Genomic DNA, 10,432 nt, shown 5'->3' on the forward strand with positions numbered 1-10,432 from the left:
CTTCATCAACGTAGGCTTAGCAGCGCCTTTCGGCATTTCAACGCTGTGCTCCCAATATGCCGGAGCATGCTCCTCCCTCAGGGCGACACAGCACACCATTGGGCACCGCCAACCATGACAAAGAAAAATAAGACACTGAATTATTCTGCAACAGCCTTGATTGCCATGTTTCTGGCGGGATGTGACGTTCATAGAGCATCCGAAATATTCACGCCTATCCCAAAGAATCCAGACCGTGAATCCCTATTCTGGGACCCAAGAGAAATACAAGTAGCAAAATGCCCTGACATATCGGGGACATACATAATTAGAGAGGAGCAACTCTTCACAACCAGACCGGCCGTCCCTCTCGGCCTCTTCCCCAAAAAGAACGACAAAAACAGCTCTGACGTTCTTCTGATCATAAACCAGACCAGCCAAGGGATATCATTCACAGGAAAAACCAAGGAAACATCCGGAACCCATTACGAAGAGCTCGATGGCGAGGAATTGGGTTGCTCCCATGGACTAGTCGTCCGACGATGGAGCCCTCACCTGATTAATGGCGCAGAAAGCGGGAAATGCCTAGGCGTAAGCTATGGCGAAACCCATTGGAGGCTGGATAGCCAGGGAAATCTGGAAGCGAGAGAGATCATAAGAAACCGCTGCTGGAACACGCGCGGAAGAGAAAACATCTCAAAAGACACCATGTTGCCAGTAAAAATTTACGAAAGAGTCCCCTGAAAACCGAATCCGCGCAACGGGGACCGGCATTAGGCCCCGCCCCTCCTCCCGAGGACATCCATAAACCACCCAACCGCTCGAGGATAAAACGTTCATGCGTCGACCGTGAATTACGGTTACAAAAATGGCGACCTGAAACAGCGTTAGTATCGTGCTAGCACTGCCTTTGAGGATTCAAACCCTCCGTTCTCAGGCATCTGTCGATTGCGGCACAGTCCGATCAAAAATTGAGCGGCATGGAAGACGAATAATGAGAATTAATTTCACCGGACCAAAAAAGATCGTCATTCCACTAACCCTGTTCTTAGGAGGGACGGGGTGCAGCCATCTACACAGCCCTCCAACGATACACAGCCTTGACTGGAGCCCCAGTGAGCTATCGACTCAAGGCTGCCCCGACCTCTCGGGAAAATACGTTGCGCCCCCTGAGGGCGAATCTTACCGCAAGATTCTGCCGAGCGGATCGCCGGACCTATATATGGACAGAGAAGACTTCCTGGATCACAAAGATGAAAAAATATTTATTACAATAAAATCCACGCAAAGCGGAGTAACAATAATCGCAAACAATGAGAGCCGGTCAATCAATTCATCCGTCGTTTTTGACGGCATGATGACGGGGTGCTCAAACAATTCTTTGATATACAGATTCAAATCCGACCCAACGTCCCACCCAGAGTCAGGCGGACACACTTCCATAATCTATGGGGAACGGATAGTAAGAAAATCAAAACAAGGCGATATCCATGTATATCGCCAACAACGAAAAAGAAAGGCCACATATCGGAATCTATCGAACACGAAGCCATACCTACAGTACGACGCCGGCCCGACGATATTCACAAAAGCGTCTCGGACCGAGTAGCCACTGATCATTCCAACTCACCTCAAACGTTCAAAGGAGTGAACCTGATGAAGAAGAGCCTTAGTTGTCTTGTCCTCGCCGCGGCCGTGAGCGGCTGCTCCTCACCCGGCACCACCCACCCGGACCGATCCCTAAAAGATGACCTTTCCGCCTGCCTCAGTCAGATAAAGAGCGAGAAGGACCTTCTGCTCGTGGAAGCCCCAGTGGCGAACAACCCGCTATCCAACGCCATCGTCAACGGTCTCGCCGGCCAGTCCCGGGCGGCGGACACCGCGGTGGCAGCCTTGAACAACCGTGACGGGCGCCCTGTCCTTGTCTTCGGCGAAAACGAGGCCAACAACACCGCGCTGCTACGTGCGGCACTCAACGGCGTCGCTGAACGGCTAACGGCCGGAGAGGTCTGCCTTGCGGCCACCCCGGAGCGAGGAGAATCGGTGCGGAGTCTGGCCGAATCTCGCGGATTCGAACTCTCCCTCACTCGCCAAGGTGGCTGACAATCGCCGCGGATCGGCAGCCGAGCTGAGCTCTAGTACCGCAGTGCCCTGGACGACAACTCCGGGATATCCGCATTACGCATCGCACGTTTTCCACAACCAATCGATCAAGGAGTGATTGATGAAAAAGGAATGGCCGCTGGCCCGAACGGCCCTGATCGGCATGAGCGCCATCGGCGTCACCCTCTCCCTGGCCGGCTGCGCCACGCTGTCTGGACAGGAGCAAGCCTCGACGGATGAGGTTCGTGCCGCTCTTGTCGACAAGACGGTAGTCGTTATGCCGCCGGAGCAGCCCGTCCAGCTTGCCGAGCGCACCAAGGGACGAGCGGTCGCCAATACGCTGATCGCCAGTATGGCGGCGACCGCGGCCGCTAACATGGGTAGTGCCGGCTCTATCCCGGAAGCACAGGCCCATCAGGCGATTGCCACCGACTTTGGCACACAGGTTGCCCGGACCCTTTCCGAGGCGGATCTAATCGAGGAAGGCACAGGCATCGACCGGGCCTTTGCTCACCGTCTCGCCCGCTTCTTCGAGACACAGGCCCCGAAGGCCGTTGAAGACGAGATCATCGTCACGGTCGATGCCGCCAAATGGGAACTGGGCTACGAGTCCTTCCTGACCAGCAGCGACTACCGGTTGGACTATGCCATCGACGTTCACGTGACTGAATCGGCGGCAGCAGGCGAACGCAGTCACCGCCTGAAGACGATCGAATGCGCCGGGACATTCGACCGCAAGATGCCTCTCGATCAATGGCGCGCCGATGCGTACCACGCAGTCGATGCGGCCGCGCAGGACATCGTCGATCGCTGCTACGACCGTGCGCTCGCGGGAATGGGCATGACCTGAGTCGGCGCGCGATCGACCACCCCGATAGCAAGCGCGGGCAGCCGTGGCACAATGCCCGGCCATGTCCGCCAGCCAATCCATCAAACCCGGTTTCACACCGCCGCCCGCCGATGTCGTCATCGACGAGGCGGCGGTATTGCGTTTGTCGGCGTTGCCGCGCGGGGCGCTGGATGAGCTGGTCGCGCGCTACGGGCTATCGCTGGAATGGGTGGCACCGGGCGCGGCCATTCCGGGCAGTTTTTGGGGCGATGACGAGGCGGGGATCATCGGCGAGACGTTGTACGTCCGCCCGGACACGGCGGTGCATTCGGCGCTGCACGAGTTCGCGCACATCGTCTGCATGGACGAGGCGCGCCGGGCAGACGCTCACACGGATGCCGGCAGCGATGACGTCGAGGAAGAGGCGGTCTGCTATCTGCAGATCCTGATGGCCGATCATCTCAAGGGCTTCGGTCGCGAGCGGGCCCTGGCCGACATGCGGGCCTGGGGCTACACCTTCCGCGTGGGCACGCCGGCCGACTGGTTCGCGCGGGATGCCGACCGGGCGGTCGAGTGGCTATTGAACCAAGGGCTCGCGCGGCAGACCAACGGGGCGCTTGAACCCACCTTCCATCCGCGAGGCACCGCATGAGCACTCGACTACAGCGCATGCACGCCGTGGCCACCTCCCCCAAACAGCTGGCCGTGCTGTTTTTGGGCTTCGCCTCCGGCCTGCCACTGCTGCTGACGTCCGGCACGCTGCAGGCGTGGCTGACGATGGAGGACATCGACCTCAAGACCATCGGCCTGTTCGCGCTGGTCGGCCTGCCCTACACGCTGAAATTCCTCTGGGCGCCGATTCTCGACCGCTTTTCCGTGGGCCATTTCGCCCGCCGACGCGGCTGGATACTACTCAGCCAACTGCTGATCGCGGGCGGGCTGCTGGGCCTGGCGATCAGCGATGCCCAGACGCAGATCTGGCAGATCGCGATCTTCGCCCTGATGGTCGCCTTCCTCTCGGCCACGCAGGACATCGCCATCGATGCCTGGCGCACCGACACCCTCGATGCCCCCGAGCGCGGCCTGGGTGCGGCGGTATTCGTCATGGCGTACCGCATCGGCATGCTGGTCGCCGGCTCGGCGGCGCTGGTGATGGGGGACCACATCGGCTGGCCGTTGACCTACTCCATCATGGCCGCGCTGATGAGCGTGGGCATGATCACGGCCTGGTTCGCCCCGGAGAAGGACACCCGCGACCTCGCCCCGCGGACGATGCGCGAGGCGGTCATCGGCCCGATGAAGGCATTCTTCTCGCGCCCCGAGGCCTGGACGTTGATTTTCCTGGTCATCCTCTACAAGTTCGGCGATGCCTTTGCCGGCACGCTGACCACCGCCTTCCTGATCCGCGGCGCGGGCTTCACCGCCACCGACGTCGGCCTGATCAACAACGGCGCCGGGCTGATCGCGACGATCATCGGCGGACTGTTCGGCGGGCTGTGGATGGTCAAGCTGGGCCTGTTCCGCGCGCTGATGCTGTTCGGCGTGCTCCAGGCGATCACCAACCTCGGTTACGCCTGGCTGTACGAATGGAACAGCTACGGGCTGATGGTGGCGGTGATCTCGCTGGAGAACTTCGCCGGCGGGCTGGGCACCGCCGCCTTCGTCGCCTTCCTGATGGCGCTGTGCGACAAGGAATACTCCGCCACCCAGTACGCCCTGCTCTCGGCGATCGCCGCACTGGGGCGCATTTATCTGGGGCCGACCGCCGGGTTTGTCGTCGAGTGGGTCGACTGGACCATCTTCTTCATCCTCACCTTCTTCGCCGCCCTGCCCGGATTGTGGCTGCTGTGGCGCGCACGGCACACGATTCATCGGATTGATCAGTAGCGCGATCCTCTGCCCGGACTGCGGAGTGCGACTCCGTGACACGGCGAGTACAACTCGCCGCTCCGGCACTCCCTCAAGCCGATCGACGAGTGGACAGCGGAGTTGCGCTCCGCGAGACAGCGAAACCAACTCGCGCCCCACCCTGTCGCCAGCCCATGACTCCACCGTCGCCATACGACCTGAACCAAACAGCGGATTGTCGGTCTGCATGAACTACCATGCGTACTACACATCGCCGGGAGGCATTTCCCATGAGTCACCATTTCACCAACGCCCTGCTCGCAGCCGGAGCCGCCTTGCTAATCGGGCAGGCCAGCGCGATGGCCCAGCCGCCCGAACACGCCGGCAAGTCCGGACAAGCCTCTGGGCAACCACCGGGGCAAGCCGAACGAGGCGACCGAGACCGGGGGCAAATCGACGATTCGCGCGAACGCCACAGCGAGCGTGAACGCCAGACGTCGCGTTACCACATCTCAACCCGCGAGCGGATGTACATCCAGGACTGGTACAACCGCAACCTGCCGCCGGGCCTGGCCAAGCAGGGCAAGATCCCACCGGGCCATGCCAAGCGCCTGGAGCGCGGTTCGTCATGGCCCCCGCGGGACGTGGAGTACGAGCGCCTGCCGCGTGAACTGAGACGACAACTCTCGCCGCTGCCGGATCACCTGGACTACTACCGCGTCGGCCCTGACGTGGTGATCGCCGACACCGCCGGGCAAGTAGTCAGCGACATCGTTTACGACATCCTCAACTAAAGCCACCGAAGTGGCCGACAGCTGACTAAACCGTTAAGATTCATCCTTTGCCGGACCCGTTAGCCCGCGATTATTCGAGGCGACCGGTCCGGTCATGGAAACTCTGCACGAATCCGACAACGCTCTGCGCGTCTTGAGCCGGGCAGATGCAAGGCGCTCGTCCGCCGCGGAAGAGTCAGTCTCTTTCCAAGGACGATAACGAAGCAGATGCCCGGCTAAAGGCGCGCCCTGTGGGGCTTGGCGAGCCGCCCGTGCTCGGCAAGCCAGAGTGCTATCGGACTCGCGCAGAGTTTCCCAATTTACGCCAAGCCAGCGACCTACGACATGACCGCAGACGATCCTCAGGCCACCGACCCGAAACCGGAAAACACCGGCACCACCCCGGGCGAGGCCGCCCCCGAGGTCACGACGGACTCGACTCCCGAAGCGACCCCGGAGACCTCGGAGACCTCGGAGACCGCTGACGAGCCGGCACCGGCCGAAGCGGCCACAGCTGATGCGACGCCGGCCGAAGCGACACCCGCCGAGACGGCGCCGACCGAGGGAAACCAGCCGAAAAAGCCACGCGTCCACCCGCGTGAGGCGGTCAAGCAGTTCGAGGCCGCCTGGCCGGAAGTCTTCTCCTCCGATTCCAAGCAGGTCAAGCCGCTGGCCATCGGCATCCTGCAGCAGATCCTCGCCGATCGCCCGGCCGAGCTTGACGGCCTGAACTCCAAGGCGATCCGCGCGGCGATGAAGTTCTACACCTCGCGATTGTCGTACCACATCGCCATGAAGAACGCCGAGCACCGCGTCGACCTCAAGGGCGAGCCGGCCGAACCGGTCGACGACAAGGCCCGCAGCCACGCCGAAGAACAGATCAAGGCGATCCACGCCGCCCGCGACGCCAAGCGCGCCGAGCAGGGCGAGACGGAAGAAGGCGGCGAGAAAAAGCCACGCCGTTCGCGCAAGCCGACCGGCAAGGGTCCGCGCAAGGCAGCCAATGGTGGCCAGGGCGAGAAGGGCGACGCGGCCAAGTCAGGACAGGAAGGCAGCAAGCGCCGCGGCAATCGCCAACCGAACAAGTCCGGCGAGCAGCGCAAGACCGAACAGGCCGATCCGGCACTGAAAAACCTCAGCATGGAAGAAAAACTCGACCGCCTCGCCCAACGCTTCGGCCAGGACGGCGTGAAGTAAAGTCCGCCCCGAACATCTAAATCATGGCTCCATTCGCGCCTGAAGGCGCTCCTACCGACGCAGCGGCACCGTAGGAGCGCCTTCAGGCGCGATGTGTTTGTGGTCCATTAGTATCGGGCGCTTCGTTGCCGAAACAACACCGATGTACAATACTCAGTACATACTCGCCGCAACACTAGGCAACATGACTATGGAAACCGTCAGCTTCAGCAACGCCCGGAAATCTTTGAAATCGATCCTCGACCGGGTGAACGACGACATCGACTGCACGATCATCACCCGACGCGATGCGCCGGAAGCCGTGCTGATGTCATTGAAGGAATACAACGCCCTTCTCGAGACCGTGCATCTGCTCGACTCCCCAGCCAATGCCATGCACCTGAGCCGCTCGATTGAACAGCACAAGGCCGGCAAGCTTCAACGTCGGAGCATCATGGAAGATGAACAGGCACCTCGAACAACCGTCGTGAGCCGCCCGAGTGCAAGGAACCGCGCAGCGAGCGACGAGACATATCAGTAGGATAGGCGAGGAGTGAGCGAGCACGTGACGCCGCAATCGGGTGGCGCAACAGGTTGTTCGAGGTGCCGTGACGGGATCGGTTGGACACTTGAAGCTCAGAACGACTACCTGTTCTGGCAAACACAGGATCGCAAGACCTTGAAGCGCATCAACGGTCTCATCCGGGATGCGCTCCGCACGCCATTTGACGGCATAGGCAAGCCCGAGCCGTTGAAGGGCAGCCTGTCGGGCTACTGGTCCCGACGCATCGACTCAAGCAACCGACTCGTCTACGCGGTCGACGACGGCATGCTCGTCATCGTTGCCTGCCGCTATCACTACTGACGCGCCAGTCGCCCGCTGAGACCGATGAGCCAACGCAAGAAAACCGCAAAAAACCGCCCCATCCGCCGCTGGATCTGGCGACTGATCCTGCTGGCGCTGCTCGCCTTCCTGCTGATCCAGCTATGGTTCTTCGTGCAGGTCTGGCACCTGCGGGACCACAATCCCGAGACCACCGCGTTCATGCGCGAGCGCCTGGACGTGTTGCGGGGCATCCGCCCCGACATCACCGCCCAGCAGATCTACGTCCCGTATGAATCCATCAGCCCGGCCGCCCGTCGCGCCGTGGTCGCCTCCGAGGACGACCGCTTCATGGATCACTGGGGCATCGACCTGGTCGGTCTGCGTCACGCCATGGAACGCAATCTGGAGGCGGGCGGGATCGTGGCCGGTGGCTCGAGCATCACCCAGCAACTGGCCAAGAACCTGTTCCTCTCCGCCGACCAGTCACTTTGGCGCAAGGGCCAGGAAGCCCTGATCGCGCTGATGCTGGAAGGGGTACTGGGCAAGCGCCGGATTCTCGAGCTGTATCTGAACTATGCCGAGTGGGGCAACCTGCTCTACGGCATCGAGGCCGCCGCCCGGCATTACTACGGCAAGTCCTCCGGGCAACTCACCCGACACGAGGCCGCCAAGCTGGCCGCCATGCTGCCCAACCCGCGCTTCTATCAGGACAACCGCAATGCGCGCGGATTGCAGGTCAGGACCGACGCGGTGCTGGGAAGAATGGAGTACTCAAGAACGCCTTGAACCCGAAACACCCGGCTCACTTCACCGGCGCGCACAACCCACACATAGAGGCGAACTAATTACCTCTGACCCCTTTTCCGGCTCGACATTACTATGGCAAGCCCGCCAGCCAGCTCACGCGCCGCGAAGCGGCCCAGCTCGCCGCCATGCTGCCTAATCCGCGTTTCTACCAGGACAATCGGAATGCACGGGGACTGCTGGTAAGGACCAACGCAGTGCTCGGGCGGATGGACCACTCACAGACCCCAAGATGACAGCCGGATCCGAGCGTGACTCTTGCATCTTCCAGCTTCTGGCCTCGAGCTTCCCGCTCTAGAACGCCGAACCCCGAATCCCGAATCCCGAATCCCCAGCCGCCAGCGAAAACCAGCCAAAGCCAGCTATTCCAGGACACCACGATGGCTTAAATGGCTCCGCCCCCTGTTCCCGGCTTTTCCACGATCACATGAATACCCGTATCAAAGTCATCAAGCGAATGAGTTACGGCCACTATCTTCTTGCTCAAGGTCTACGACGCTTTTCATGGCACAGCGCGGTGAACCAAAAAAGGGCGACCGTAATGGTCGCCCTTCTCTTATCCGAAGTCGGTCTTGATTAAATTAGTTGCGACAAGTCGACGGCAAATAGTTTACTGGCATGCCGCCAGTTCCGGCAGGGCCGCATCCCCAAGATGCAACATTGTCACCCGCTGTCATAGTCCCGGACTCATCGGCATTGGGGTAAGGAGTCATGATGACATCCTTGCCCTGTGCATCCGTCGGCAGATTAGCAGTCGCGGACTTTGCCGTGATCACCCCAGCAGACGAAACAGAGAGGTCGGAAACATATTGAGTCGCCGCGTCCGTTCCCGTGGTGCAACCCCACTCGGGAGCATTATCTGTGGTGGGCAGTGTTTCACCAGATTGGAAAACCTCCGTCACCGACGTGCGGCAGGAGGACATCGCCAAAATAACCTCAGACACTTTGGCGCGCACCGTATAATCCTGGTAAGCGGGAATCGCGATCGCGGCCAGAATACCGATGATCGCCACGACGATCATCAGCTCGATCAGGGTGAAACCCTTCTGAGCCTGCTTGTTCATTTGCTTCATCATCATTTGAGAAGTCTCCTTTGGGAGTGATTGATCTATCGGGCCTCTTGGCCCGGTATGCGGGGTACATCCATGCATAGCCCGTGCCAGATCGGCGGGGCCTGATCGCGCCGGCATCAGATTGCGCTGCGGCTTGGGCCATCTCGCCCGGCGCCGGCCGATCGCCGTCGACACACGACACAAAACCACACCCATGTGTCACAGATTGACACGGCCGTCGTCGAGACCAGTGCTGTCAGCCGGCTGCTACGCACGACGACATTCCGGACACAAAAAGCCCCGGCACTTGCCGGGGCTCGATTTCACCGAGGAGAGGAGCGAGTTACTCTCCGGTCACGACCTCGTCCTTGATAGCCGCAACCGTCTTGTCACCAATACCCTGCACGTCGGCGAGCTGGTCGACCGATTCGAAGCGTCCCTGCTCCGCCCGGTAGTCGACGATCCGCTCGGCGTAGACCGGGCCGATGCCCTTAAGGGTTTCGAGCTCCGCCACCGATGCCTGGTTGATATCCAGGGGCTCGGCAGCGAACGCCGGGGTGGTAAACAGCAACGCGGCACCGATGGCTGCCGCGCGTACGGAATGGGTGAGTCCTTTCATCGTCCTACCTCCTTGTACACGTGGGACGCTTTGTACTCTACGGAAGGTCGCCGGATACGGATATCGGAATATTCTGAATGCGATGTAGGACTTAACGGTTTCGAGTGTAGGAATCTGCCTACAAGCGCGTTCAAGCACTAGGGGCCGGACGACGGAGTGGTGCGTGTTCGGCGTGACGGTCGCAGTGTTGGGCTGAAGCCCAACCCACAGGAAAGCCTGACCTCTCATCGCCCACGCCCCAATGGGCGCACCCGGAGCCCGGCTGCCCCGTGGGCGAACACAGCCGGGGTTAGTGCCGCGTCCCGGAGGAGGGGAATGGCTGCATGTTTGATCCGGGCTTTCCCAGCACGAAGAAACCCCCGCCGCCTTACGGCGAACGGGGGTTTCGGTATGGGGAGCCTGGCGTTGACCTACTTTCACATC

Annotated in this window: 12 protein-coding genes and 1 pseudogene; 11 read left to right on the forward strand and 2 right to left on the reverse strand. The window is 60.8% G+C overall.

What is annotated here, in order from left to right; all coding sequences use genetic code 11:
• The first annotated feature begins 114 nt into the window (after positions 1 to 114).
• The 11 genes and pseudogenes from ABGV18_RS11080 to ABGV18_RS11130 all read left to right on the forward strand — a co-directional run bounded on the left by ABGV18_RS11080 (position 115) and on the right by ABGV18_RS11130 (position 8,574).
• Positions 115 to 723 carry a hypothetical protein gene (locus ABGV18_RS11080; RefSeq protein ID WP_396586082.1) on the forward strand — a complete coding sequence of 203 codons (609 nt, stop codon included), beginning with the start codon at positions 115 to 117 and terminating at the stop codon, positions 721 to 723.
• Between the two features lie 912 nt (positions 724 to 1,635).
• Entirely contained in the window at positions 1,636 to 2,082 is a 447-nt protein-coding gene (locus ABGV18_RS11085; protein WP_396586083.1) for a hypothetical protein, read from the forward strand.
• 121 nt (positions 2,083 to 2,203) lie between these two features.
• Entirely contained in the window at positions 2,204 to 2,932 is a 729-nt protein-coding gene (locus ABGV18_RS11090) for a hypothetical protein (RefSeq protein WP_396586084.1), read from the forward strand.
• A 61-nt stretch (positions 2,933 to 2,993) separates the two neighbouring features.
• Entirely contained in the window at positions 2,994 to 3,563 is a 570-nt protein-coding gene (locus ABGV18_RS11095; RefSeq protein WP_396586085.1) for a hypothetical protein, read from the forward strand.
• Positions 3,560 to 4,798, forward strand: coding sequence for an AmpG family muropeptide MFS transporter (locus ABGV18_RS11100; protein WP_396582438.1), 1,239 nt, complete (start codon positions 3,560 to 3,562; stop codon positions 4,796 to 4,798). The genes ABGV18_RS11095 and ABGV18_RS11100 overlap by 4 nt, the downstream gene beginning before the upstream one ends.
• 251 nt (positions 4,799 to 5,049) lie before the next feature.
• Positions 5,050 to 5,553 (forward strand): hypothetical protein, encoded by a 504-nt coding sequence (locus ABGV18_RS11105; RefSeq protein ID WP_396582440.1) that lies wholly within the window; start codon positions 5,050 to 5,052, stop codon positions 5,551 to 5,553.
• Positions 5,554 to 5,877: 324 nt separating this feature from the next.
• The gene (locus tag ABGV18_RS11110; RefSeq protein WP_396582441.1) at positions 5,878 to 6,729 is read left to right on the forward strand and encodes a ProQ/FINO family protein; all 852 of its coding nucleotides are present in this window, start codon (positions 5,878 to 5,880) and stop codon (positions 6,727 to 6,729) included.
• A gap of 190 nt (positions 6,730 to 6,919) precedes the next feature.
• Positions 6,920 to 7,171, forward strand: a pseudogene (locus ABGV18_RS11115) (type II toxin-antitoxin system Phd/YefM family antitoxin); the annotation flags it as partial.
• Positions 7,172 to 7,324: 153 nt separating this feature from the next.
• On the forward strand, positions 7,325 to 7,573 hold the full coding sequence (locus ABGV18_RS11120) for a Txe/YoeB family addiction module toxin (RefSeq protein WP_396586088.1): 249 nt from the start codon (positions 7,325 to 7,327) through the stop codon (positions 7,571 to 7,573).
• A gap of 24 nt (positions 7,574 to 7,597) precedes the next feature.
• Positions 7,598 to 8,320, forward strand: coding sequence for a monofunctional biosynthetic peptidoglycan transglycosylase (gene mtgA / locus ABGV18_RS11125; protein ID WP_396586086.1), 723 nt, complete (start codon positions 7,598 to 7,600; stop codon positions 8,318 to 8,320).
• Between the two features lie 65 nt (positions 8,321 to 8,385).
• Positions 8,386 to 8,574 (forward strand): transglycosylase domain-containing protein, encoded by a 189-nt coding sequence (locus ABGV18_RS11130; RefSeq protein WP_396586089.1) that lies wholly within the window; start codon positions 8,386 to 8,388, stop codon positions 8,572 to 8,574.
• A 345-nt stretch (positions 8,575 to 8,919) separates the two neighbouring features.
• On the opposite strand, the gene ABGV18_RS11135 is transcribed toward ABGV18_RS11130, so the two are convergent.
• Both ABGV18_RS11135 and ABGV18_RS11140 read right to left on the reverse strand, forming a co-directional pair.
• The gene (locus tag ABGV18_RS11135; RefSeq protein WP_396586090.1) at positions 8,920 to 9,411 is read right to left on the reverse strand and encodes a pilin; all 492 of its coding nucleotides are present in this window, start codon (positions 9,409 to 9,411) and stop codon (positions 8,920 to 8,922) included.
• Positions 9,412 to 9,733: 322 nt separating this feature from the next.
• Entirely contained in the window at positions 9,734 to 10,009 is a 276-nt protein-coding gene (locus ABGV18_RS11140; protein WP_396586087.1) for a helix-hairpin-helix domain-containing protein, read from the reverse strand.
• Between the last annotated feature and the right edge of the window lie 423 nt (positions 10,010 to 10,432).

Source organism: Guyparkeria halopsychrophila, assembly GCF_044582135.1.
GTDB lineage: Bacteria > Pseudomonadota > Gammaproteobacteria > Halothiobacillales > Halothiobacillaceae > Guyparkeria.